The 22,483-nt window shown below is 46.8% G+C and carries 28 protein-coding genes; 26 read left to right on the top strand and 2 right to left on the bottom strand.

Annotated features, from left to right (window positions below; all coding sequences use genetic code 11):
• The first annotated feature begins 73 nt into the window (after positions 1–73).
• From M1D59_RS13515 to M1D59_RS13505, 3 genes are all read left to right on the top strand, one after another.
• Positions 74–910, top strand: coding sequence for a lipoate--protein ligase family protein (locus M1D59_RS13515; RefSeq protein WP_458117464.1), 837 nt, complete (start codon positions 74–76; stop codon positions 908–910).
• Positions 911–1,001: 91 nt separating this feature from the next.
• A complete protein-coding gene (gene mntR / locus M1D59_RS13510; protein ID WP_020452154.1) occupies positions 1,002–1,430 on the top strand; it encodes a transcriptional regulator MntR in 429 nt (142 codons plus the stop codon).
• 331 nt (positions 1,431–1,761) lie between these two features.
• Complete coding sequence (locus M1D59_RS13505; protein WP_020452153.1) at positions 1,762–2,637, top strand: patatin-like phospholipase family protein; 876 nt, start codon at positions 1,762–1,764, stop codon at positions 2,635–2,637.
• On the opposite strand, the gene M1D59_RS13500 is transcribed toward M1D59_RS13505, so the two are convergent.
• Together M1D59_RS13500 and M1D59_RS13495 are read right to left on the bottom strand one after the other, a co-directional pair.
• Entirely contained in the window at positions 2,634–3,020 is a 387-nt protein-coding gene (locus M1D59_RS13500; protein WP_020452152.1) for an SA1362 family protein, read from the bottom strand. The genes M1D59_RS13505 and M1D59_RS13500 overlap by 4 nt on opposite strands.
• A gap of 38 nt (positions 3,021–3,058) precedes the next feature.
• A complete protein-coding gene (locus tag M1D59_RS13495) occupies positions 3,059–4,012 on the bottom strand; it encodes a DUF1385 domain-containing protein (RefSeq protein WP_020452151.1) in 954 nt (317 codons plus the stop codon).
• Positions 4,013–4,263: 251 nt separating this feature from the next.
• Between M1D59_RS13495 and M1D59_RS13490 the strand changes: the two genes are divergently transcribed.
• From M1D59_RS13490 to M1D59_RS13380, 23 genes are all read left to right on the top strand, one after another.
• On the top strand, positions 4,264–4,800 hold the full coding sequence (locus tag M1D59_RS13490) for a YqhR family membrane protein (protein WP_020452150.1): 537 nt from the start codon (positions 4,264–4,266) through the stop codon (positions 4,798–4,800).
• 79 nt (positions 4,801–4,879) lie between these two features.
• Complete coding sequence (gene aroQ, locus M1D59_RS13485) at positions 4,880–5,317, top strand: type II 3-dehydroquinate dehydratase (protein ID WP_020452149.1); 438 nt, start codon at positions 4,880–4,882, stop codon at positions 5,315–5,317.
• Positions 5,318–5,332: 15 nt separating this feature from the next.
• The gene (locus M1D59_RS13480; RefSeq protein ID WP_020452148.1) at positions 5,333–6,394 is read left to right on the top strand and encodes a M24 family metallopeptidase; all 1,062 of its coding nucleotides are present in this window, start codon (positions 5,333–5,335) and stop codon (positions 6,392–6,394) included.
• Positions 6,395–6,425: 31 nt separating this feature from the next.
• Entirely contained in the window at positions 6,426–6,983 is a 558-nt protein-coding gene (gene efp / locus M1D59_RS13475; RefSeq protein WP_020452147.1) for an elongation factor P, read from the top strand.
• A 162-nt stretch (positions 6,984–7,145) separates the two neighbouring features.
• On the top strand, positions 7,146–7,427 hold the full coding sequence (locus tag M1D59_RS13470; RefSeq protein WP_003183412.1) for a YqhV family protein: 282 nt from the start codon (positions 7,146–7,148) through the stop codon (positions 7,425–7,427).
• 91 nt (positions 7,428–7,518) lie between these two features.
• Positions 7,519–8,442 carry a stage III sporulation protein AA gene (gene spoIIIAA, locus M1D59_RS13465; RefSeq protein WP_020452146.1) on the top strand — a complete coding sequence of 308 codons (924 nt, stop codon included), beginning with the start codon at positions 7,519–7,521 and terminating at the stop codon, positions 8,440–8,442.
• On the top strand, positions 8,436–8,951 hold the full coding sequence (spoIIIAB, locus tag M1D59_RS13460; protein WP_020452145.1) for a stage III sporulation protein SpoIIIAB: 516 nt from the start codon (positions 8,436–8,438) through the stop codon (positions 8,949–8,951). Before spoIIIAA ends, spoIIIAB begins: the two co-directional genes overlap by 7 nt.
• 22 nt (positions 8,952–8,973) lie before the next feature.
• Positions 8,974–9,180, top strand: coding sequence for a stage III sporulation protein AC (gene spoIIIAC / locus M1D59_RS13455; protein ID WP_003183409.1), 207 nt, complete (start codon positions 8,974–8,976; stop codon positions 9,178–9,180).
• A gap of 13 nt (positions 9,181–9,193) precedes the next feature.
• Complete coding sequence (spoIIIAD, locus tag M1D59_RS13450) at positions 9,194–9,589, top strand: stage III sporulation protein AD (protein ID WP_256164082.1); 396 nt, start codon at positions 9,194–9,196, stop codon at positions 9,587–9,589.
• 21 nt (positions 9,590–9,610) lie between these two features.
• Entirely contained in the window at positions 9,611–10,816 is a 1,206-nt protein-coding gene (gene spoIIIAE, locus M1D59_RS13445) for a stage III sporulation protein AE (RefSeq protein WP_020452143.1), read from the top strand.
• Positions 10,817–10,827: 11 nt separating this feature from the next.
• Positions 10,828–11,457 carry a stage III sporulation protein AF gene (gene spoIIIAF / locus M1D59_RS13440; RefSeq protein WP_048349980.1) on the top strand — a complete coding sequence of 210 codons (630 nt, stop codon included), beginning with the start codon at positions 10,828–10,830 and terminating at the stop codon, positions 11,455–11,457.
• Complete coding sequence (gene spoIIIAG / locus M1D59_RS13435) at positions 11,450–12,145, top strand: stage III sporulation protein AG (protein ID WP_458117463.1); 696 nt, start codon at positions 11,450–11,452, stop codon at positions 12,143–12,145. Before spoIIIAF ends, spoIIIAG begins: the two co-directional genes overlap by 8 nt.
• Positions 12,146–12,784, top strand: a complete 639-nt coding sequence (locus M1D59_RS13430; protein ID WP_035338363.1) for a SpoIIIAH-like family protein — start codon at positions 12,146–12,148, stop codon at positions 12,782–12,784.
• A gap of 173 nt (positions 12,785–12,957) precedes the next feature.
• Positions 12,958–13,437 (top strand): acetyl-CoA carboxylase biotin carboxyl carrier protein, encoded by a 480-nt coding sequence (accB, locus tag M1D59_RS13425; protein WP_458117462.1) that lies wholly within the window; start codon positions 12,958–12,960, stop codon positions 13,435–13,437.
• Between the two features lie 11 nt (positions 13,438–13,448).
• Positions 13,449–14,801, top strand: coding sequence for an acetyl-CoA carboxylase biotin carboxylase subunit (accC, locus tag M1D59_RS13420; RefSeq protein ID WP_020452138.1), 1,353 nt, complete (start codon positions 13,449–13,451; stop codon positions 14,799–14,801).
• Between the two features lie 47 nt (positions 14,802–14,848).
• A complete protein-coding gene (locus M1D59_RS13415; RefSeq protein ID WP_031304734.1) occupies positions 14,849–15,232 on the top strand; it encodes an Asp23/Gls24 family envelope stress response protein in 384 nt (127 codons plus the stop codon).
• Between the two features lie 292 nt (positions 15,233–15,524).
• Positions 15,525–15,914: a transcription antitermination factor NusB gene (nusB, locus tag M1D59_RS13410; RefSeq protein WP_020452136.1), complete on the top strand. Its 390-nt coding sequence runs from the start codon at positions 15,525–15,527 to the stop codon at positions 15,912–15,914.
• A gap of 16 nt (positions 15,915–15,930) precedes the next feature.
• On the top strand, positions 15,931–16,779 hold the full coding sequence (gene folD / locus M1D59_RS13405; RefSeq protein ID WP_020452135.1) for a bifunctional methylenetetrahydrofolate dehydrogenase/methenyltetrahydrofolate cyclohydrolase FolD: 849 nt from the start codon (positions 15,931–15,933) through the stop codon (positions 16,777–16,779).
• Positions 16,780–16,861: 82 nt separating this feature from the next.
• A complete protein-coding gene (gene xseA, locus M1D59_RS13400; RefSeq protein ID WP_161517330.1) occupies positions 16,862–18,211 on the top strand; it encodes an exodeoxyribonuclease VII large subunit in 1,350 nt (449 codons plus the stop codon).
• Positions 18,204–18,464 (top strand): exodeoxyribonuclease VII small subunit, encoded by a 261-nt coding sequence (locus tag M1D59_RS13395; RefSeq protein ID WP_020452133.1) that lies wholly within the window; start codon positions 18,204–18,206, stop codon positions 18,462–18,464. The genes xseA and M1D59_RS13395 overlap by 8 nt, the downstream gene beginning before the upstream one ends.
• Positions 18,454–19,344, top strand: a complete 891-nt coding sequence (locus M1D59_RS13390; protein WP_020452132.1) for a polyprenyl synthetase family protein — start codon at positions 18,454–18,456, stop codon at positions 19,342–19,344. The genes M1D59_RS13395 and M1D59_RS13390 overlap by 11 nt, the downstream gene beginning before the upstream one ends.
• Positions 19,345–19,576: 232 nt before the next feature.
• Positions 19,577–21,478 (top strand): 1-deoxy-D-xylulose-5-phosphate synthase, encoded by a 1,902-nt coding sequence (dxs, locus tag M1D59_RS13385; RefSeq protein ID WP_458117461.1) that lies wholly within the window; start codon positions 19,577–19,579, stop codon positions 21,476–21,478.
• Entirely contained in the window at positions 21,475–22,320 is an 846-nt protein-coding gene (locus M1D59_RS13380) for a TlyA family RNA methyltransferase (RefSeq protein ID WP_020452130.1), read from the top strand. Before dxs ends, M1D59_RS13380 begins: the two co-directional genes overlap by 4 nt.
• The last annotated feature ends 163 nt before the right edge of the window (positions 22,321–22,483 follow it).

The raw sequence follows: 22,483 nt of genomic DNA, 5'->3' as shown, positions 1-22,483 counted from the left end.
TTCGCCGAATTTATTTTCAATTTTAAGAGGGAATGGTAGACTTATTTTATACCAAAGAAAAAGAGGGTAGGTTATGGAAAAAGAAATATGGCGTTTTATCGATTCGGGACGACAGGATCCCGCTTTTAATATGGCGCTCGACGAGGCGCTCCTTTATTGGCACAGCGAAAATAAGATTCCGCCGACCATCCGCTTTTACGGCTGGAATCCGCCAACGCTTTCAGTCGGCTATTTCCAAAATATCGAAAAGGAAATCAATCTGGATGCCGTCAAAAAACACGGTTTAGGCTTTGTGAGAAGGCCGACCGGCGGAAGAGGCGTGCTCCATGATCAAGAGCTGACCTACAGTGTTATTGTGTCTGAAGAACACCCGGAAATGCCCAAGACGGTGACGGAAGCGTACCGCGTCATCTCAGAAGGTATTCTTGAAGGCTTCAGAGAGCTGGGACTTGATGCGTATTTCGCCATACCAAGAACGGAAAAAGAGAAACAGAGCCTGAAAAACCCGAGATCTTCCGTCTGTTTTGACGCGCCGTCGTGGTATGAGCTCGTTGTCGAAGGCAGAAAGGTCGCAGGAAGCGCCCAGACGAGGCAGAAAGGAGTCATTCTCCAGCACGGTTCGATCCTTCTTGATCTGGATGAGGACAAGCTCTTTGATTTGTTTATTTACAAAAATGATCGCCTCAGAGAGCGCATGCAGAGAAACTTCAAACAAAAAGCGGTCCCCATCAATGAGCTCGCAAAAGAAAAAATCACGATTGAAGAAGCGAGCAAAGCTTTTAAAAAAGGGTTCGAAAAGGGGCTTAACATTCATTTGGAGCCTTATGAACTGACAGAAGAGGAAACGGAATTTGTCGCCGATCTCGCCAGAACGAAGTATGCGGCAGATGAATGGAATTATAGAAGGTAATCGGGTGAAAACGTTATCCCGTTGCTTGTTTTTTACATGCACATAGTGTAAACTTGTTATGATTTGAATAGGTGTGATTTGGAGGGATTTGATGACAACACCGAGTATGGAAGATTACATAGAACAAATTTATATGCTGATTGAAGAAAAAGGATATGCAAGGGTCTCAGATATAGCCGAAGCTCTGGCCGTCCATCCCTCCTCGGTTACAAAAATGGTTCAAAAACTCGATAAAGACGAATATTTGATTTATGAAAAGTATCGCGGCCTCGTGCTGACGCCTAAAGGGAAGAAAATAGGCAAACGTTTAGTATACAGACATGAATTATTGGAGCAGTTTTTACGAATCATTGGTGTTGACGAAGAGAAAATTTATGATGATGTCGAAGGAATCGAGCATCATTTAAGCTGGAACAGCATTGACCGTGTCGGAGATCTTGTGCAGTATTTTGAAGACGACAGCAAAAGAATCGACGATTTGAGAAGCGTCCAAAAAAGAAACGAACAGGAAAATCAATAAAAGCCGCCGGGGAACGGCGGCTCCAGATTGTTGACAAAATCCCAAAACGACTTTTGGTTTTGGGATTTTGTCATCCTATCAGCGTGATTGAAAACCCTTGCAGTCTAGGAAGGCCGAGCATCGGAGCGGAGCGAATGTTGGAATTCGTGAGCACCGACGCGCAGGCCTGACAACGAATGCGAGGGTTTGTCGACACGCTGAAGCCGCCGGGTAACGGCGGCTTTTCTCTTTCCGTATCAGTTTTTCCAGCTGCCGCTTTGTCTCATGGTCTTTTTTTTCTGTCCGTTTCTTAAAATGGTGTAAAGCCATCTTTTAAGGGAGGGAGATCGCGATGTACATCGACGGGGTTTTTTCAGGCGGCGGTATGAAAGGGATTGCACTTGTGGGGGCATACGAGGCGCTTGAGAAACGGGGCTTCCGATTTAAAAGGCTGGCCGGAACGAGCGCCGGTTCGATTATTGCCTCGTTTATCGCGGCAGGTTATACAAGCGCGGAGATCCGTCAAATGATGGAAGAATTAAATGAAAGCGAGCTCCTTGACCCGAGATTTTCACTCTTGCCTTTGAAAATGCTGCAATGGGCATCGATTTATTGGCGGCTCGGTTTATATAAAGGAGATAAACTGGAAAACTGGATTTCCGAAAAGCTGAAAGCGAAAGGCATTTCAGTTTTCGGGGATCTTGAACAGGGAAAACTGAAGTTGATCGCCTCCGACTTATCGAATGGCAAGATGCTTGTGCTGCCTGACGATTTAAACAGATACGGCTTAAACCCAAGGCGTTTTTCCGTCGCCAGGGCGGTCCGGATGAGCTGCAGCATTCCTTATTTTTTTGAGCCGGTGAAGCTCAAGTCCTCCAGCGGCATCAGCGTTGTCGTAGACGGCGGAGTTCTGAGCAATTTTCCGATGTGGCTGTTTACAACAGAAAAAAAACGGCCGGTATTGGGGATCACGCTGATGCCCAACGAAAAAGAGAGGCCGAAGAAAACGATTAAAAATGCGTTCGAACTGTTCGGGGCGCTGTTTGAGACGATGAAAGAGGCGCATGACGCCAGGCACATTGCCACAAAACATGAGCGCAACATCATTTTTTTACCTGTTGAGGAAGTCCTGTCGACTGAATTCGCGATGTCGGCAGAAAAAAAACTAGCTCTAATCGAGCTAGGAAAAAAACGAACAGAATTATTTTTGAAACAGTGGACGTTTTAAAAGAAAGCCCTGTTTTTCTTTTTGCTTTTTTTGCCTTCAATCACTGTCAGCTGAGTCTGGCTTTTTTTCTTCACCAATACCGGCTTCGATTTATTAATAGACGGTACGCTTCTCAGATGATTAACCTTGCCTTTTATAGAGCGTTTTTTGTGATCTTGAAAACGCTTGTTGGATTGCTTGGCTGCTTTCTTAAAAGCGGCTCCTTCACTGCCCATATCGCGATTGGAAATGCGCCTGATCACGAAATAAATGATGGCGCCGACCGCTGCAAAAACAACCAAGTATTGGAGCAGGCGGCCCGGACTTGTGACGGCGAAATAGACAAACCCAAAAATTCCAAACGCAATAATTAAAGCTGAGACAGGATGTACGCGTTGCTTCATAACTGTCCACCTCCCAAAAAATTAACCAATTCGTTGCATTACATTACGATATTAGAAGGTTCCTTCTGTTCGTCCTCTGCTTTGGTCTCCATATGAAGAAGCTCATTGAAGCTTGCGATGGCGACTTCCACCTGATCGTCAGACGGCTCTTTCGTTGTTAAAAGCTGCAGCCACAAACCCGGATAGCCGAGCACCTTCAATACGGGGATGTCTCTCAGTTTGTTTGTCAGCTGCAGAACTTCAAAAGAAATGCCGAGAACGACGGGTATCAGTGCGAGTCTATTCAAAATACGGACCCAGAGAGGGTCAGTAGGAACGAGCAAGTAAACAAACATGCCCACGATGACGGTGAATAAAATAAAGCTGCTTCCGCATCGGTAGTGCAGTCTTGACTGCCGCTGAACGTTTTCAACCGTGACCGGCAGATTTTGCTCGTAACAGTTTATGACCTTGTGTTCTGCTCCGTGATATTGAAAAACTCTTTTAATAAAAGGAGTGCATGATATGGCGTAAATATAGCTTAAGAGAAGGAGCAGCTTAAAAAAGCTTTCGATCATAATCTGCGCGACGTCCGACTGAAAGACCGGACGGGTGAGCTCCGCTAAAAAAACGGGCACGAGCGTAAAAATAAACTTGCTGAACAAAAAAGACAGGACGCCGACTGCGGCGAGGCCAAAAATCATCGTCAGCTTGGACGGCTTCTCTTCTTTCAATTGATCGTCTAAAGAAGGATCGAGGTCATAGCGTTCGCTCGAAAAATTCAAGTGCTTGGTGCCGTTCGCGCTTGCTTCAATAATCGCGATAATCCCTCTGAGAAAAGGAATTTTTTTAAATTTTTCAAGCGCCGGATTGGTTTTCCGAGGCAGCTTAAAAAATTCAAGGCTTCCGTCTTTTCTGCGGATCGCGGTTACATAATGGCGCCTGCCGCCGAACATAACGCCTTCGACGACAGCCTGCCCTCCGTATGCGGGCTGTTTTGTTTGATTTGACATTTGCATCAACCTATCTGTATCAATCTATGAGTACATTAACCATTTCCTTACACCTATTGTACAGGAAAAACGCTGAAACCTCTAGATTGACGGGCTCAAAAATTTAAGAAATTCGAACCTATTACAAAGCCAAATCTAATTAAAGTATACCCTTTTTCATGCTTTTTACACTCGGATCTTAAAAATCCGGGAAAGCTGATGTTGGCGAGGCTGTTTTTGGACATACTGGAAATGGAGGTGATCTGGACTGTATGGGTAATGAAGACAATCAAAAACAGCCGGAAGAGCTTGAGCAAAATAAGCGTGAAACTCCGATGACTTTCATCGGAAGGGTGATCACGACTGGCTTTGTCGGCGGAGTGCTTTGGAGTGCACTCGGTGAGCTTGCGTACCTTTTTAAGTTCTCCGAAGTCAATGCAAACATGATTCTCCAGCCTTTTGTCATCGGCGATTGGAAAAACGGATTTCTCGGGACGTTTATCAGCATCCTGCTGATCGGTGTTATTTCCATCGGAGCTGCCCTGCTTTACTACGGCACTTTGAAGCAGGTCAAAGGCATGTGGGCAGGCATTGTATATGGAGCCGTTTTGTGGGCTGTCGTGTTTTACCTGTTCAATCCGATGTTCCCAGATGTTCAGACTGTGGCTGAATTAAAGAGGGAAACGGTTGTGACGACGCTTTGCATTTACCTGCTTTACGGTTTATTCGTCGGCTATTCCATTTCGTTTGAATACAATGAGCTCAATTCTGAAAAGTTGACGCGGGCCCTTGGAGAAACAAGAGAATAGTGCCTGATCAGGAAGCAATATGATAAAATGTTCACTGTAAGTGGACATTTTTTTGCGTGATGAGAAGGGGGAGGCAGAGTTGCCGCATATTTTAATATTGAACGGACCGAATTTAAACCGGCTTGGAAAACGCGAACCCGATGTATACGGTACAGACACATTAACTGATTTGGAACAAAAACTTTTTCAATTTGCCGAAGGCATTCAGATTGAATTGACTTTTTTTCAATCAAACCACGAAGGGGACCTGATTGATGCTCTTCATGAGGCAGAGGAACAATACGATGGAATTGTCCTGAATCCGGGGGCTTTCTCCCATTACAGCTATGCCATCCGCGATGCGGTGGCAGCAATCAGCATACCGGTGATTGAGGTCCATCTTTCAAACCCTCATGCGAGGGAAGAGTTCCGGCACCGCTCGGTCATCGCTCCGGTTGCAAGAGGCCAGATCACGGGACTCGGCTTTGAAGGTTATAAGCTGGCCATCTGTTATTTTATGAACGCAAATAACAAATAGGGGGACTAGTGGACAATGAAACTAAACAAATTGAGAGAGCTTTTCGGCGGTTTGGGTATTGACGGGATTTTGGTGACGAGCAGCGTTAATCTGCGGTACATCACCGGATTTACCGGATCTTCAGGGCTGGCGGTCATCTCCGGCGACCAAGCGGTCTTTATTACAGATTTCCGCTATACAGAACAGGCGAAAGATCAAGTCAAAGGCTTTGACATTGTTCAGCATGCCGGCGGAATCGTTCAAAAGGCCGCCGAAGTGATCAAAGAGATGGGGATAAACAAAATCGGTTTTGAACAGGATAAAATGACATACGGAACGTATGCCGCCTACAAAGAGCAGCTTGGCGCAGCTGAACTCGTTCCTGTTTCTCAATCTGTGGAAAAGTTGCGCTTGATTAAGTCTAGTGAAGAGATTAAGATATTAAAGGAAGCTGCAAAGATTGCAGATGATGCATTCAGCCATATTCTGACGGTCATAAAGCCCGGCATCACCGAAATTGAAGTCGCCAATGAGCTCGAGTTTTACATGCGGAGCCAGGGAGCGGATCATTCGTCCTTCGATATGATCGTGGCATCAGGCGTACGCTCAAGTCTGCCGCACGGAGTGGCAAGCGGCAAAGCGATTGAGAAAGGCGACCTTGTGACATTGGACTTCGGGGCTTACTATAAAGGTTACTGCTCGGACATAACGCGTACGGTCGCGGTAGGAGAGCCGGATGATGAGCTGAAACGCATTTATCAAACCGTGTTTGAGGCGCAGGCTATCGGCATGCGGAGCATCAAGCCGGGAATCACCGGGAAACAGGCTGACGCTTATACAAGGGACTACATATCTTCACAAGGCTACGGCGAGTATTTCGGCCATTCAACAGGCCACGGCCTCGGCATGGAAGTTCATGAAAGTCCGGCGCTTTCAGCACGTTCGGACCAGATGCTTGAAAAAGGCATGGTTGTAACGGTTGAACCGGGAATTTACATACCGGGAAAAGGCGGGGTCAGGATAGAAGATGATATTGTCCTGACAGAGGAAGGAAACGAATCCCTTACCCATTCCGCGAAAGAATTAATTATTTTATAATCCGTTTGATTGGAGCAATAGGAGGATAATCATGATTTCAGTAAACGATTTTCGTACAGGATTAACGATTGAAGTAGATGGAGGCATCTGGCGCGTTGTTGACTTCCAGCACGTTAAGCCGGGAAAAGGTGCGGCATTTGTCCGCTCCAAACTGAGAAATCTTCGCACAGGCGCGATTCAGGAAAAAACATTCCGCGCAGGTGAAAAAGTGGCACGCGCCCAAATTGAAACAAAAACGATGCAGTACTTGTATGCCAACGGCGACCAGCACGTTTTTATGGATACGACATCTTACGAGCAGCTTGAGCTGAACGAGAAGCAAATCGAACACGAGCTCAAATTCCTGCTTGAAAATATGTCTGTCCACATCATGATGTATCAGACAGAGACGATCGGAATCGAACTTCCGAATACAGTTGAACTGAAAGTTGTGGAAACAGAACCGGGCATTAAAGGCGACACAGCCTCAGGCGGAACAAAACCGGCAAAAACAGAAACAGGCCTTGTTGTCAACGTGCCGTTCTTCGTAAACGAAGGAGATACGCTTGTTGTCAATACTTCTGACGGATCTTACGTATCAAGAGCATAAGAGTAACAGCGGGAAAGAGTCGGCTTCATTGAAGCCGGCTCTTTTTTTGCTGTCTGAAATCTTTTACCTCTCACAGGCCAAATAGAAAAATCGGAAGACTACTTTTTCAATGAGGAGCATAGATTGTAAAAAAAGAGGATGTGTTACTGGAGGTTTAAGATCATGAAGCTTTTCTTTGGACAAGTCAATCCGACGGTTTTGACAATGGCTGCGTTAAGAGTGGTGTCATCTTTGATCGAACTGACGGCGGCTGTGGTAATGCTTTTGACAAACGACGTCAGAAAAGCCGTGGCGGTCAACAGTGTGCTTGCGATGGTCGGACCGCTCATCTTTATTATTACAATGACAATCGGCATCTATCAGATTGCAGGGCAGCTTTCTTACGCAAAGCTGATTTTGATCTTTATGGGAGTGGTGTTGATCATCGCGGGGATCTATAAATAGTGACACATGATAAGAGAGACCGACTTGTCATAATGTCTTCCGTTGATCATACATTTTTATAGAAGACAAGCAAAAAGAGGAGGGAGTGTTTTTGCATCACATCACAGAGATTCTCCCCGATACGATCAAACGCGCGCTCAACGGTCTTGGCGACCATGAAATCAATCAGATAGAAGAAATTCGGATTCGGACAAGTCGTCCGCTCGAACTGGTGAACAAAGGAAAGCCACGCTTTCTCCCTTATGCGGCGACGCCTGAAGACTCGGCGCTTCTTTTAAACAGGCTGGGAAATTACAGCATGTATACACTAGAAGAGGAATTGAAAAAAGGATATGTCACGATCAGAGGCGGACACCGCGTGGGGCTTGCCGGCCGGGTTGTCGTCGAAAACGGAGCAGTCAAAGGAATCAGAGAAATATCATCATTTAATATCCGCATTGCCAAAGAAAAAATCGGCATTTCCGAACCGTATGTCCCTCATTTATTTCAAAACTCGTGGCTGAACACGCTGATCATCGGTCCGCCGCAAACCGGAAAAACAACACTGCTCAGAGATCTCGCCAGGCTGATCAGCTCAGGGAGCGGCAACGTGTCTGCCAAAAAGGTGGGAATCGTCGACGAAAGGTCTGAAATCGCAGGTTGTGTAAACGGCATCCCGCAATATCGGCTCGGCGACCGGGCAGACATCCTTGACGCCTGTCCAAAAGCGGAAGGCCTGATGATGATGATCAGATCGATGAGTCCGGAGGTTATGATCGCCGATGAGATCGGAAGAATGGAAGACGCAGAAGCGCTCTTGGAAGCGGTCCATGCGGGGGTGTCTGTCATCGTTTCGGCTCACGGCTCCTCATATGCCGATATCGCCAGGCGTCCATCATTGAAAATGCTTCAGGAGCACCGGGTTTTTGAGAGAATCGTGGAACTATCCAGAAAGAACGGTCCCGGCAGCCTGAGCCGCATCTTGAACGGGAATGGAGAGCCGCTCGGTGCGGCGAAGAGGATGTTATCATGCTGAAGCTTTTAGGTGCCGTGCTTATTTTGGCAGCAGCCACATGGACAGGATTTGAAATGGCGAAGCCTTTCAGGGATAGACCGAAGCAAATCCGCCAGCTGTTGGCCGCTTTGCAGTCTTTAGAGGCTGAAATCATGTACGGGCACACACCGCTCCTTCAGGCGTCAAAGCAGATCGCACACCAGCTTTCCGGGCCGATAGCTTCTTTGTTTCAGACATTTGCAGAACAGCTGGAAAAAGGCAGCGCTTCAGCGGGGACGGCATGGGAAGACAGCTTGGAGAAAGTATGGCCCGAAACGGCTCTCAAAAAGAAAGAATACGAGATTTTACGGCAATTCGGCGAAACGCTTGGCCGTCATGATCTGATTTCTCAGCAAAAACATATCAAACTGGCGTTAACCCATTTAGAGACAGAGGAAGCTGAAGCAAATCTCGCCCAGGCGAAAAATGAAAAAATGGTGAAGAGCCTTGGGTTCTTGTCGGGACTGCTGCTGATTCTTCTATTGATGTAATGAAGAGGGGAGCATACACGAAATGGGAGTAGACGTAAATATTATTTTTCAAATTGCCGGCGTCGGGATCGTCGTCGCTTTTCTTCACACCATACTGGATCAAATGGGGAAGAAGGAATATGCCCAATGGGTCACGCTTTTAGGATTCATTTATATATTGTTCATGGTGGCTACTGTTGTCGATGATCTATTCCAAAAGATAAAAGCTGTCTTTCTATTTCAAGGATAGGGGGGGCTCACTCATTGAAATCGTACAAATCGTAGGATTGGGAATGATCGCCACCTTCCTCAGCTTGATTGTGAAAGAGCAAAAACCGACGTTTGCTTTTATGATTGTCGTTTTTGCCGGATGCACGATTTTTTTATTCTTAGTCGATCAAGTCTACGAAATCATTCGGATGATTGAAAAAATAGCTGCCAATGCCAACATCAACATGATGTATGTCGAAACGATTTTGAAAATTATCGGGATTGCTTATATAGCGGAGTTTGGCGCCCAGCTGACGAAAGATGCCGGACAGGGTGCGATTGCTTCAAAAATCGAATTGGCAGGCAAAATCCTCATCTTAGTCATGGCCGTGCCTATTTTAACCGTCATTATCGAAACGATCATCGGACTCATCCCTTCCATGTCTTAGTCAGAAAGGAGGATTTCCTGAGTGAAGCGTTTTCTGTTCTGGCTCTTGGTCATAGGAATCGTATGCTTTGGAGCGCATGATGTACAAGCTTCGCCAAAAGAAGCGGAGCCGGTTGGGGAGCCCGCCGCGGAAGAATCGGCTGAAGCGATGGCCAGAGAGCAGGCTGAAGGTTTGGAGCTTGACCGGGTCGGGGAGTTCTGGAACAACATTTTGACTGAGTATGGAGGACACCTTCCCGAAAGTCAAAAAGGAAGCCTGCTTGAATTTGTCAAAGGTGAAAAGCACTTTTCGCCTGAGGAATGGAGCAAAGCGCTGTTTTCTTACTTGTTTCATGAAGTGCTGGCTAACGGGAAACTGCTCGGGACGCTGATCCTGTTGACCATCTTCTGCGTGCTGCTTCAGCTTTTGCAAAACGCGTTTCAGCAAAGCACCGTCAGCAAAGTGGCGTATGCAATTGTCTACATGGTACTGATCATTCTTGCGCTCAACAGCTTTCGGGTTGCCGTCACATATGCGAATGAAGCGATCCAGACGATGACAAGCTTTATTCTGTCGCTCGTACCTTTGCTTCTAGCGCTGATGGCGACTTCGGGAGGAGCCGCCTCAGCCGCATTTTTTCATCCGGTCATTCTCTTTCTCATGAACACGAGCGGCTTGTTTATCCAATATATCGTGCTGCCGCTTTTGTTTTTATCAGCGATTTTAAGCATTGTCAGCACGATGACGGACCAGTATAAAGTCACACAGCTGGCTCAGCTCCTCAGAAACGCGGCGATCGGCACGCTGGCTGCATTTTTAACCGTGTTCCTCGGTGTCATCTCGGTTCAGGGCGCCTCAGCCGCAGTGACGGACGGCATTACTTTGCGGACGGCCAAATTCATCACCGGAAACTTCATTCCCGTATTGGGCCGCATGTTTACCGAAGCGACGGACACGGTGATCAGCGCGTCTCTCCTGTTGAAAAACACCGTCGGGATACTCGGGGTGGCGATCTTGATTTGCATCGCAGCCTTTCCCGCAATCAAAATCCTCTCCCTCGCGCTCATATACAAAATTGCCGCAGCCGTTCTCCAGCCTCTCGGAGGCGGTCCGGTGATCAGCTGCCTGGATGTCATCAGCAAAAGCGTCATCTACATTTTCGCGGCCATGGCCATCGTTTCGCTGATGTTTTTTTTAAGCTTAACCGTGATCATTACAGCGGGGAATTTGACGATGATGATGAAGTAGGGAGGGATGAGATGGAATTTCTGACAGAGTGGCTCACGAACATTATTCTATTTATTCTGATGGCGATCGTCATCGATATGCTTCTGCCGAATTCGAGCATGCAAAAATACGCGAAAATGGTGATCAGCCTGCTCTTGATCGTTGTGATACTGAATCCGATCTTCTCTTTATTCAGGACCGATCCGGATGTAATCTTTGAGAGGCTTACAAAAAACGGACAAGTTCAGTCAAACGAAATAAAAAATCAGTTGAATTCAGAAAAAAAAGAAATACAAGCCTCACAACAAGCATATATCTTAGAACAGATGGCTGTTCAATTGAAAAAGAGCGCAGAGGGAAGGTTTATCAGCGACAAATACAAGATTGACCGAGTCGCGGTCTCTTCTGACAGCCAGCTGAAAACAGAGAAAGATCTCAGTAAGCATGCGGAAGTCTCGGTATTCATGGAACCGGCATCCGAAAAAACTGTCCAAGCCGTCGCTCCTGTCGAAATCAATACGGATCGAGGCTACCAGCCAATGCGAGAAAGAGAAAAGAAAGAGACGGGGGAAGTCAGAGAACAGCTTGCAGGCATATGGGAAATAAGCCCCGACAAGATTACAGTTCATATTGAAGGGGGAGAACGAAGCGGCAATGAATAAAAGAACCTGGATCGAAAAGCTGATCGGCCACCTGCTACCCAAAGACGAGAAAAACGGAAAAAAGCTGACGAAATATCACTATTTTCTGCTGCTTTTTGTTCTCGGCGTTTCCTTCATGCTCGTCAGTCAAATCTTCTCTTCCGAACCTTCTCAAGATCGAGCGGCAGATCAGCCGTCGGCTTCACAAAAAGCTTCGTCTGAAAGCGCCGGACAGAGCGGTGAAGGTGAAAAAGAAGTGTTCAAACCCGCCTCAGATGGCAAACCGAAGGACTCGATCCAAGATTACGAACAGGAATATGAGAATCAGCTCAAAGACATATTGGAAACGATTATCGGCGTGGAAGACGTATCAATCGTCGTCAATGTTGATGCAACCTCATTGAAAATATTCGAGAAAAATAGAAAAACCCAGGAGACTTCAACGAATGAGACAGATAAACAGGGAGGCAAGCGAACGGTGTCTGAAATGTCTTCTGACGAAGAAATTGTCATCATCAAAAACGGAGATAAAGAGACGCCTGTCGTCGTTCAGACGAAAAAGCCCGATATCAGGGGTGTTCTCGTTGTCGCTCAAGGAGTCGACAACGTTCAAATAAAAAAGACCATCATTGAAGCAGTGACAAGGGTTCTTGATGTTCCGAGCCACCGCGTCGCTGTTGCCCCTAAAAAAATGAAGGAGGATTCATAAATGATGCTGAAAAAACAAACGGTTTGGCTTTTAACCATGTTAAGTCTCGTCGTTGTGCTGAGTGTCTACTACATTATGTCGCCTGAAGGAGAAAATGTCGTCACGGTGGATGACAAAGAACAAGTCGCTGCTGAAAAAGAAAAACCGATGAAAGAAGAGCCTGCCAAAGATGGCAAAGAAGACACCGCGCCTGCTAAAGACAAAACTGAAGGGAAAGACACAAAAGATAAAGAAACGTCTGCGAGTGAGCAGAACGGAGAAGTTGTAACAAAAGAATCATCCGGTGATGAAGATTTATTCACAACATACCGCATGGAAATGGACGATCAGCGCAGCAGGGAGAGGGAGGAATTAACCGAAATCGTCAGAAGCGATAAAGCGACGGCAAAAGAAAAAAGCGAAGCTTACGACAAGATGACAGAGCTCAGTGAAGCTGAAGGAACGGAAAAGACGCTTGAAACGCTGATCAAAACAAAAGGCTATAAAGACGCCTTGGTCAATGCCGACGGCGATAAAGTCAATATTACGGTGAAGGCGAAGGAGCACTCGAAGGCCGCTGCCACCGATATCATCGACATCGTCGCAAAAGAAGTGAAAAACTTAAACGATGTGGCTGTGACGTTCGAGCCAGCAGAGTAAACATGTCCCGCTTGCAAAAAGCGGGATTTTTTTATGCTTGAGGCTCCTGTTGATGCAGGGCGCTCATGATTGTAGTTGAATTCGGCATTCCTCTCCTGTAAGATGAATATAGTATGTACTTTTAGTACTAACTGATAAATGCGTAAAATCTTTTTCATTAGGAGTGCGATAGCATGTTAAACATTGATGAAATCAGACAGTTGATAAAATTAATTGATGAATCTTCGATAAATGAATTTACATACGAAAACGAAGGATCGAAGGTTGAACTGAAAAAACAAAGCGGAACCGTGCAAACCATCCAGCAAGTGGCTGCGGCGCCTGTTCAAACACCGGCTCCGGAAGCTCCCGCGAAGCAAGCGCAAGTTCAGGATGCGCCTGCAGCAGAAGAAGCCGCAAAAGACGGCGGAAACCTCCACAAAATCACCTCTCCGATGGTCGGAACGTTTTATGCGTCTTCTTCGCCTGAAGCCGACCCTTACGTAACAGTCGGTTCGAAGGTAACAGAATCCTCTGTCGTCTGCATTGTGGAAGCAATGAAGCTCTTTAATGAGATCGAAGCCGAAGTGAAAGGCGAGATCGTTGAAGTATTGGTTGAAAACGGCCAGCTGGTTGAATACGGACAACCTTTATTTTTAGTAAAAGCAGAGTAAGGAGCAATAAGATGATCAAAAAGCTATTAATTGCGAACAGGGGAGAAATTGCTGTCAGAATTATCAGAGCTTGTAAAGAACTGGGGATCGATACAGTAGCCGTCTTTTCCGAGGCCGACAGAGAGGCGCTCCATGTTCAGATGGCTGATGAAGCATTTTGCATCGGACCTAAGCTATCAAAAGACAGCTACTTGAATATAACGAACATCGTCAGCGTCGCCAAAATGACCGGCGCTGATGCGATTCACCCGGGCTACGGCTTCCTGGCGGAAAACGCCGATTTTGCCGAGCTTTGCGAAGAGGTAAACGTAACCTTCGTCGGTCCGACAGCAGACGCGATCTCTAAGATGGGGACAAAGGATGTTGCTAGGGAAACGATGCAGCAGGCTGGCGTTCCGATCGTACCGGGTTCCAAAGGAATTATTGAAGATATTGAAGATGCGGTTTCATTAGCGCGCGATATAGGGTATCCTGTCATTATAAAGGCAACTGCCGGGGGCGGCGGAAAAGGAATCAGGGTCGCCCGTACGGAAGAAGAACTGATCAACGGCATTAAAATCACTCAGCAGGAAGCGGCCACTGCTTTCGGCAACCCGGGTGTGTACATTGAAAAGTACATTGAAGACTTCAGACACGTCGAGATCCAAGTGCTTGCGGACACACACGGAAATACGATTCACTTGGGTGAACGCGACTGTTCAATCCAAAGAAGGCTCCAAAAGCTGCTTGAAGAAACCCCTTCACCTGCGCTTGATGAAGGAATCAGGGAGCAAATGGGGCAGGCGGCTGTCAAAGCGGCTGAAGCCGTTAAGTACACGGGCGCGGGAACAGTTGAATTTATCTACGATTACCGCGAGCAGAAGTTCTACTTTATGGAAATGAACACGCGCATTCAGGTTGAGCATCCGGTAACAGAGATGGTGACGGGCGTTGATTTGATTAAAGAGCAGATCAGAGTGGCGTCAGGTGAAAAATTAGCCCTCACCCAAGATGAAGTCACTTTTAACGGCTGGGCCATCGAATGCCGGATTAATGCGGAAAACCCTGAGAAAAACTTCATGCCTTCTCCGGGAAAAATCGAGATGTATCTGCCTCCGGGCGGGCTCGGCGTCAGAGTGGATTCTGCGGCTTATCCGGGATACTCGATTCCTCCTTATTACGACAGCATGATTGCAAAAGTCATCACATACGGGAAGACGAGGGAAGAAGCTGTATCAAGAATGAAAAGAGCGTTGAGCGAATTCGTCATCGAAGGCGTTCATACGACGATACCGTTCCATCTGAAACTGCTCGAGCACGAAACATTCGTAAGCGGAGAATTCAATACGAAGTTTTTAGAAATATATGATGTAATGGGGTCGTAATTTTAACGGAGGTGAACATATTGAAAGACGACAACAGCTTATTGGAAATGAGCCATGAAGACAATCATTTAGGAAAAGTGGAAATCGCTCCGGAAGTCATCGAAGTCATTGCCGGAATCGCAGCTTCCGAAGTTGAAGGCGTAGCTGAAATGCGCGGCAATTTTGCGACAGGTGTCGTGGAACGGTTTGGAAAAAAGAATCACGGCAAAGGCGTCAAAGTTGATTTGTCAGATGACGGAATTATCATTGATGTTTATTGCGTGATGATGTTTGGCGTTTCAATTCCTAAAGTTGCAAATGCCGTTCAGGATAATATCCGCCAGACGCTTCTCAATATGACAGCTCTTTCGATTAATGAAATCAATATTCACATCGTTGGCATTCAATTCGATTCAAAAACGCACGAGGTGGAAGTCGATCAAGAGATGTAGTGCGGTGAAGTGGAAGAACCAAGGGGAATGACGGCCCTTTGGTTTTTTCATGTTCCGTTTTAAAAAGTGACGTTTAAAAGCATCTTTCCGCTGTTATCGACCAAAAATAAGAGGAACCGGAAAGTTTGCAAAGAAGTTCTAAAAACGAATGATAACAAATGTTTTTTTCTTATTATTCGGTTATTGACGATAAAACCGCGATTTTTGCATGCGGAAAGACTAAAAATATGATATGATCTCTTTGTGGCTTAAACGGCAAGCGGCAAAGAGGGTTAAAGGAGAAAAAGAAAGAATGAAAAGAAGAACAGCAAGAGAAAAGGCTTTGCAGTCACTATTCCAGATTGATGTCAGTGATACAGAACCGAATGAAGCGATGCAGCACGCCTTGGACGGGCAGGAAAGCGACGCTTTTTTCGAGCAGCTTGTTTACGGGGTCTTAGAGAACAAAGAGAAAATCGATGAGATGATCAAACGGCATCTCGTCAATTGGAAGCTTGACAGGCTAGCGAATGTCGACCGCGCGATTTTGCGTTTGTCCGCCTACGAAATGATTTTTTTAGAAGACATACCTGTCAACGTCTCTATGAATGAAGCGATTGAACTGGCCAAGCAATTTGGAGATGACAAGTCGGCGAAGTTTGTAAACGGTGTTCTTTCTAACATTAAATCCGATCTTGAATAATCTAGGAGGAGAGCAAATGACAGCAACCATCATCGACGGGAAAGAAACAGCAAAGGAAAAGCGCGGGCAGCTGGCCAAGGAAGTTGAAGAGCTGAAAAAACAAGGAGTGACCCCGGGACTGGCCGTTATTTTAATTGGTGATGATCCGGCGTCTCTTTCATATGTACGGGGAAAGAAAAAAGCAGCTGAAGCCATGGGGATTCGTTTTCAGCTGGATCATTTCGATGCAAGTTTCTCTGAACAGGAACTTCTTGAAGTAATTGACCAGTACAACCAAAATAACGACTTTCACGGAATTCTTGTCCAGCTGCCTCTTCCGGATCATATTTCCGAACAAGCGGTGATTGAAAGAATATCCCCTGACAAAGATGTTGACGGTTTTCATCCATTAAACGTAGGAAAGATGCTGCTTGGCGAAGATACATTTCTGCCTTGCACGCCTGCGGGCATCGTGGAGCTTTTAAAGAAAACCGAGATTGATCTGTCGGGAAAAGAGGTTGTTGTCGTCGGGCGAAGCAATATCGTCGGAAAGCCGGTAGGGCAGCTGCTCTTGAACGAAAACGCAACCGTTACGTACTGCCATTCAAGAACGGCCGACATTACGGCTCACACAAAAAAAGCCGACATTCTGATTGTCGCTGTCGGAAAGGCGAATTTCATCAAAGCGGATCAAATGAAAGAGGGAGCCGTTGTCATTGATGTCGGCGTTAACCGCCTTGACAACGGAAAGCTCGTCGGTGATGTCGATTTTGAAGAAGCGAAGGAAAAGGCTTCCTATATTACACCCGTACCGGGCGGTGTCGGTCCGATGACGATTACAATGCTGGCCCATAACACGGTTAAATCAGCGAAGCGTACAATTTAACTTTAATGTACAGCCGTTCATCCGCCTGGTCTCGCGCCGGCGGATGAACGTGCTTGTGCCTTCTTAGAAAGGAGACTGTGCCATGAGTGAAATTTCATTTGTCACGGTCACGGCTTTGACAAAATATATTAAGCGCAAATTTGACGTGGACCCCCATCTTGAAGATATTTGGATCAAGGGCGAGCTGTCAAATGTTAAAATACATAGCAGAGGCCATATTTATTTTACACTGAAAGATGATAACGCCCGCATTCAATCCGTCATGTTCGCCAGACAAAACAGAAATCTCGCCTTTACCCCTGAAAACGGGATGAAGGTATTGGTGAGAGGCGGCATTTCGGTATATGAACCGAGCGGCAACTATCAGCTCTATGCAAAAGAAATACAGCCTGACGGCATAGGTGCGCTTCATCTCGCGTATGAAGAACTTAAGAAAAAGCTGTCGCAAGAAGGCTTGTTTGATGAAAAACATAAGAAACCCATCCCCGCGTTCCCATCCGTCGTCGGTGTTGTCACATCTCCAACCGGAGCGGCTGTACGCGATGTGATCACCACCATTAAAAGAAGATACCCCCTTGTAAAAGTGATCGTCTTTCCAACGCTCGTTCAAGGAGTAAACGCGGGCGAGTCCATCGTCAGCAGCATCAAAGAGGCTAACCGCAGAGATTTATGCGATGTATTAATCGTCGGACGCGGAGGGGGATCGATCGAAGAGCTGTGGGCATTTAATGAAGAGGCTGTCGCCAGGGCCATTTTTTCTTCCGACATTCCGATCATTTCCGCCGTCGGGCATGAAACGGATTTTACAATCAGCGATTTTGTTGCGGATTTGCGCGCGGCGACCCCGACGGGAGCGGCCGAACAGGCCGTACCTAATATGATTGATTTGCTGGAGCGTCTGAAAACGCTCGAAGCGAGAATTGCAAAATCGATGAAGCAGGATTTAAGAAAGCGGCAGGAGCGCGTGAAAACCCTCCAGTCCTCTTATGCCTTCCGCTACCCGAAACGGCTGTATGCCCAAAAGGAACAGGAATTCGACCTGATATTCGACCGTTTCCAAAAACAGCTGGCGATGACCGTTGAACGCAAAAAACAAAAACTGAACGAACAGACATACAAGCTGGAGATGCTTCATCCCGAGGAGCAGCTTAAACAAGCGAGAAAGAGGCATGAAGAGCAGACAGTCCGGCTGAAGCGGAATATGGATGTGCAGCTTAAGCAGATTCACTCGCAGTTTCAGACGGTTCTTGGTAAACTGAATGCATTAAGCCCTCTCCAAGTGATGGAAAGAGGGTACAGTTTGACATATAAAGAAAACGAATTGATTAAAAGTATTGAACAGGTTCATGAAAAAGACGAGATCCGCGTCACATTAAACGATGGGACGCTGACCTGTGAGGTACTGCAAAAGAGAGGCGAAACAAATGGCTGAAGAAAACAAAACAAACCGGGAAGACCTGACATTTGAAGAGGCGATGAAAGGTCTGGAACAGATCGTATCAAAGCTTGAAGAAGGGGATGTGCCTTTGGAAAAGGCGATCGACTATTTCCAGGAAGGGATGGCTCTTTCGAAAATGTGCCACGAAAAACTGCAAAATGTCGAAAAGCAGATGGACTACATTTTGCGGGAAAATGGGGAATTAGCTCCTTTCAGTGTTCGGGAGGAGGAAAAAGGTGACCGGTAAACTTGACGGATTTTTAAAATCGAGAAAAACAGTAATTGAAGAACGCCTTCCGATGTATATTAAAGACCTGCGAGCGCCGTCCATCCTTAAGGAATCCATGCTGTACTCATTGGAAGCCGGAGGGAAACGGCTGAGACCGATTTTGGTACTTGCGCTTCTTCATGCGTACGGAAAAGACGAAGAAGCCGGAATTCCGGTAGGGTGCGCGGTTGAAATGATCCATACGTATTCATTAATCCATGACGATCTCCCTTGTATGGATGACGATGACCTCAGAAGGGGAAAGCCGACAAACCATAAAATATACGGGGAAGCGACGGCCATTCTCGCCGGAGACGCCTTATTAACTGAAAGCTTCAAAATGATCACTTCCAATATGCCTTCTGATGTATCTGCTGAAAAACGCATCAGACTGGTGAATGAGTTGATATCGGCAGCGGGGGCTGAAGGTATGGTCGGCGGTCAAATTTTAGATATGGAAGCGGAATCAAAGTCTGTCTCTCTTGATGAACTGCAGCGGATTCACGAAGGAAAAACGGCTAAACTCCTCAGCTTCAGCGTCATCGCGGGGGCGATTCTAGCAGATGCATCTGAAAAAGAGATCGAAAAGCTCCGCGAATTCAGCCATCATATCGGCATCGGCTTCCAGATCAGAGATGACATTCTCGACCTTGAAGGATCAGAGGATAAAATCGGCAAACGGATCGGATCTGACGAGACAAACGGAAAATCGACCTATCCGTCGCTCCTTTCGCTTGAGGGCGCCAGCCAAAAGCTTGATGAACATATTGAAAAAGCAAAACGGCTGATTTCAGAGCTTCCGCTTGAAAAAGAGCTTATGTACGAGTTTTGCGATATGATTGCCGCAAGGGATCATTGATACAGGGCTTCCATTTGAGCATCAAAGGCTTATTATGCTAAAATATAAAGAGTTGAACTCTAAAACGCCGCGCCGTTATCACGTTGTGTTAGCGGCTGTTTTTTCAAACGAAGCGTCCGCATATGCAAGTTTGCGCATGGGGATGAATTCGTCATATAATAATTCAAGCTGAAACTTAAAATGAAGCAAGGCGCATACTTGCAGAAATCATGCTGAAAGTGAGTTGATCCGATTGGATCTGTTATCGATAAAGGACCCTGCATTTTTGAAGAACCTTTCAAATCAAGAACTGGAAAGCTTGAGCGCTGAAATTCGCCGTTTTTTAATTGAAACGCTTTCTGAATCCGGAGGGCACATTGGTCCGAATCTCGGCGTTGTCGAGCTTACCATTGCATTGCATAAAGAATTTAACAGCCCGAAAGATAAGTTTTTGTGGGATGTGGGGCATCAATCGTATGTCCATAAACTGCTGACCGGCCGCGGAAAGGACTTCGCCACCCTGCGTCAGCATAAAGGACTGTGCGGTTTTCCAAAGCGGAATGAAAGCGAACATGATGTCTGGGAAACGGGCCACAGTTCGACTTCTCTCTCCGGTGCGATGGGGATGGCAGCTGCGAGAGACTTGAAAGGGACAAACGAATATATCATCCCGATCATCGGAGACGGTGCACTGACCGGCGGCATGGCTCTTGAAGCGCTTAACCATATCGGCCATGAGCAAAAAGATATGATTGTCATTTTGAATGACAACGAAATGAGCATCGCTCCAAACGTCGGAGCGATTCATTCCATGCTCGGAAGGCTGCGCACAGCCGGAAAATATCAATGGGTCAAAGATGAGCTTGAGTATTTGTTCAAGCGGATTCCTGCTGTTGGCGGGAAGCTTGCCGCTACAGCCGAGCGGATCAAAGACAGCCTGAAATACCTGCTGGTATCCGGGATGTTCTTTGAAGAGCTCGGATTTACGTATTTAGGGCCTGTAGACGGTCATTCCTATGATGAACTGTTTGAAAACATGCAGTATGCGAAAAAGACGAAAGGCCCGGTACTCCTCCACGTTATTACGAAAAAAGGAAAAGGCTATGAGCCTGCGGAAACCGATAAAACCGGCACATGGCACGGAACCGGCCCATATAAAATCGATACCGGTGATTTTGTTAAGCCGAAAGCCGCTGCGCCATCATGGAGCGCGCTCGTAAGCGAAACGGTCAGGAAGCTTGCCCGCGAGGATGAAAGGATTGTAGCCATTACTCCGGCCATGCCTGTCGGTTCAAAACTTGAAGGGTTTGCGAGCGAGTTTCCGGAGCGCATGTTTGATGTCGGCATTGCGGAACAGCATGCGGCAACGATGGCGGCTGGTCTCGCGACTCAGAATATGAAGCCGTTTCTGGCGATCTATTCGACATTTCTTCAGCGCGCTTATGACCAGGTTGTCCATGATATTTGCCGGCAAAACCTAAATGTATTTATCGGCATTGACAGAGCGGGCCTAGTCGGCGCTGATGGGGAAACACACCAGGGCGTGTTTGACATTGCTTTTTTACGGCATATTCCGAATTTGGTTCTCATGATGCCGAAAGACGAAAACGAAGGCCAGCACATGGTCAACACGGCTGTCAAATACGATGACGGCCCGATTGCCATGCGCTTTCCGCGCGGAAACGGACTCGGCGTCAAAATGGATAAAGAATTGAAAACGATCCCGATCGGAACGTGGGAAGTGCTGAGACCCGGGACAGACGCGGTCATTTTAACATTCGGCACCACCATTCCGATGGCGCTTGCTGCCGCGGAGGAGCTGCAGAAAGAAGGACGTTCGGTCAGAGTGGTTAACGCCCGTTTTATCAAGCCGCTTGACGAAAACATGCTGATGGAAATCCTGAACGAAGGGCTTCCGATTTTAACGATCGAAGAGGCTGTGCTCCAAGGCGGATTCGGCAGCTCGATCCTTGAGTATGCCCATGAACATCAGTCATACAGCCCGATCATTGATAGAATGGGGATACCTGATCAATTTATTGAACACGGCAGCGTCGCCAAGCTTCTGGAAGAGATCGGAATGGCAAAAGAAGACGTCATCAGACGAATAAGACTATTGACGCCCGTAAAGACTCATAAAGGAATTGGATCATGACAGGAAAAAAAGAACGGCTCGACGTTTTATTAGTAGAAAGAGGGTTAATGGAAACGCGGGAAAAAGCGAAAAGAGCCATCATGGCCGGCATCGTCTATACGAATGAAAACAGACTGGACAAGCCGGGCGAAAAGGTCGACCGCACGATTCCGCTGACCGTTAAAGGAAACCCGTTAAAATACGTCTCAAGAGGCGGATTAAAACTTGAAAAAGCATTAAAAGAGTTTCAGCTTTCCGTTCAAGGCAAGCTGATGATTGACATCGGCTCTTCCACCGGCGGCTTCACAGACTGCGCGCTGCAAAACGGCGCTCTCCGCTCATATGCCGTTGATGTCGGGTATAATCAGCTCGCCTGGAAGCTGAGACAGGATGAGCGGGTTGTAGTGATGGAACGCACGAATTTCCGGTATTGCACACCTGCCGATTTTACGGAAGGACTGCCGGAGTTCGCGACGATCGATGTCTCTTTTATCTCACTGAAAATCATCCTGCCTGTGCTTAAGAGCATTTTAGTTCCGGGAAGCGACTGCATCGCTCTCGTCAAACCGCAGTTTGAAGCAGGGCGGGAATCCGTCGGGAAAAAAGGGATCGTCCGCGATCCCCTCGTCCATCAAGCTGTGCTTGATGACATCAGCCGGTTTGCGGCTCGGGAAGGATATGACTGCAGAAACGTCTCGTTTTCGCCGATTACCGGCGGCGACGGCAACATCGAATTCCTTCTCCATTTGCATTGGGACGGAGAAGAGCAACCTGGCACGCCGATAGCAGAAGAAACGATCAATCAAATTGTCGAAGAAGCTCACAAGACATTAAAAGCGAAAAAAACGGATCCGCGTGATTAAAAACCCTTGAGAGCCGTACGGCGAATGCGAGGGTGGCCGGCACGCAAAAAGGAATAATAGTGGGCTATTATTCCTTTTTTACTGCAAACATGTACTTTTCCGACAAAATCATTTAACATAAATGTATAAACATACACAATTTGTGTATAAAACGAGGTGTGAA

The organism is Bacillus sp. PK6-026, assembly GCF_054161455.1.
This window is presented reverse-complemented; position numbering and strand designations above follow the sequence as displayed.

Excerpts from the sequence above, each read along its gene's own strand:
- spoIIIAB (WP_020452145.1), top strand. The coding sequence starts at position 8,436 with ATGCTGAAGCTTTTAGGTGCCGTGCTTATTTTGGCAGCAGCCACATGG.
- accB (WP_458117462.1), top strand. The coding sequence starts at position 12,958 with ATGTTAAACATTGATGAAATCAGACAGTTGATAAAATTAATTGATGAA.
- spoIIIAF (WP_048349980.1), top strand. The coding sequence starts at position 10,828 with ATGGAATTTCTGACAGAGTGGCTCACGAACATTATTCTATTTATTCTG.
- M1D59_RS13500 (WP_020452152.1), bottom strand. The coding sequence starts at position 3,020 with ATGAAGCAACGCGTACATCCTGTCTCAGCTTTAATTATTGCGTTTGGA.
- M1D59_RS13380 (WP_020452130.1), top strand. The coding sequence starts at position 21,475 with ATGACAGGAAAAAAAGAACGGCTCGACGTTTTATTAGTAGAAAGAGGG.
- M1D59_RS13395 (WP_020452133.1), top strand. The coding sequence starts at position 18,204 with ATGGCTGAAGAAAACAAAACAAACCGGGAAGACCTGACATTTGAAGAG.
- M1D59_RS13505 (WP_020452153.1), top strand. The coding sequence starts at position 1,762 with ATGTACATCGACGGGGTTTTTTCAGGCGGCGGTATGAAAGGGATTGCA.
- M1D59_RS13430 (WP_035338363.1), top strand. The coding sequence starts at position 12,146 with ATGATGCTGAAAAAACAAACGGTTTGGCTTTTAACCATGTTAAGTCTC.
- M1D59_RS13490 (WP_020452150.1), top strand. The coding sequence starts at position 4,264 with ATGGGTAATGAAGACAATCAAAAACAGCCGGAAGAGCTTGAGCAAAAT.
- M1D59_RS13470 (WP_003183412.1), top strand. The coding sequence starts at position 7,146 with ATGAAGCTTTTCTTTGGACAAGTCAATCCGACGGTTTTGACAATGGCT.
- mntR (WP_020452154.1), top strand. The coding sequence starts at position 1,002 with ATGACAACACCGAGTATGGAAGATTACATAGAACAAATTTATATGCTG.
- M1D59_RS13480 (WP_020452148.1), top strand. The coding sequence starts at position 5,333 with ATGAAACTAAACAAATTGAGAGAGCTTTTCGGCGGTTTGGGTATTGAC.
- M1D59_RS13415 (WP_031304734.1), top strand. The coding sequence starts at position 14,849 with ATGAGCCATGAAGACAATCATTTAGGAAAAGTGGAAATCGCTCCGGAA.
- efp (WP_020452147.1), top strand. The coding sequence starts at position 6,426 with ATGATTTCAGTAAACGATTTTCGTACAGGATTAACGATTGAAGTAGAT.
- M1D59_RS13495 (WP_020452151.1), bottom strand. The coding sequence starts at position 4,012 with ATGTCAAATCAAACAAAACAGCCCGCATACGGAGGGCAGGCTGTCGTC.
- xseA (WP_161517330.1), top strand. The coding sequence starts at position 16,862 with ATGAGTGAAATTTCATTTGTCACGGTCACGGCTTTGACAAAATATATT.
- M1D59_RS13515 (WP_458117464.1), top strand. The coding sequence starts at position 74 with ATGGAAAAAGAAATATGGCGTTTTATCGATTCGGGACGACAGGATCCC.
- spoIIIAG (WP_458117463.1), top strand. The coding sequence starts at position 11,450 with ATGAATAAAAGAACCTGGATCGAAAAGCTGATCGGCCACCTGCTACCC.
- folD (WP_020452135.1), top strand. The coding sequence starts at position 15,931 with ATGACAGCAACCATCATCGACGGGAAAGAAACAGCAAAGGAAAAGCGC.
- accC (WP_020452138.1), top strand. The coding sequence starts at position 13,449 with ATGATCAAAAAGCTATTAATTGCGAACAGGGGAGAAATTGCTGTCAGA.
- nusB (WP_020452136.1), top strand. The coding sequence starts at position 15,525 with ATGAAAAGAAGAACAGCAAGAGAAAAGGCTTTGCAGTCACTATTCCAG.
- spoIIIAC (WP_003183409.1), top strand. The coding sequence starts at position 8,974 with ATGGGAGTAGACGTAAATATTATTTTTCAAATTGCCGGCGTCGGGATC.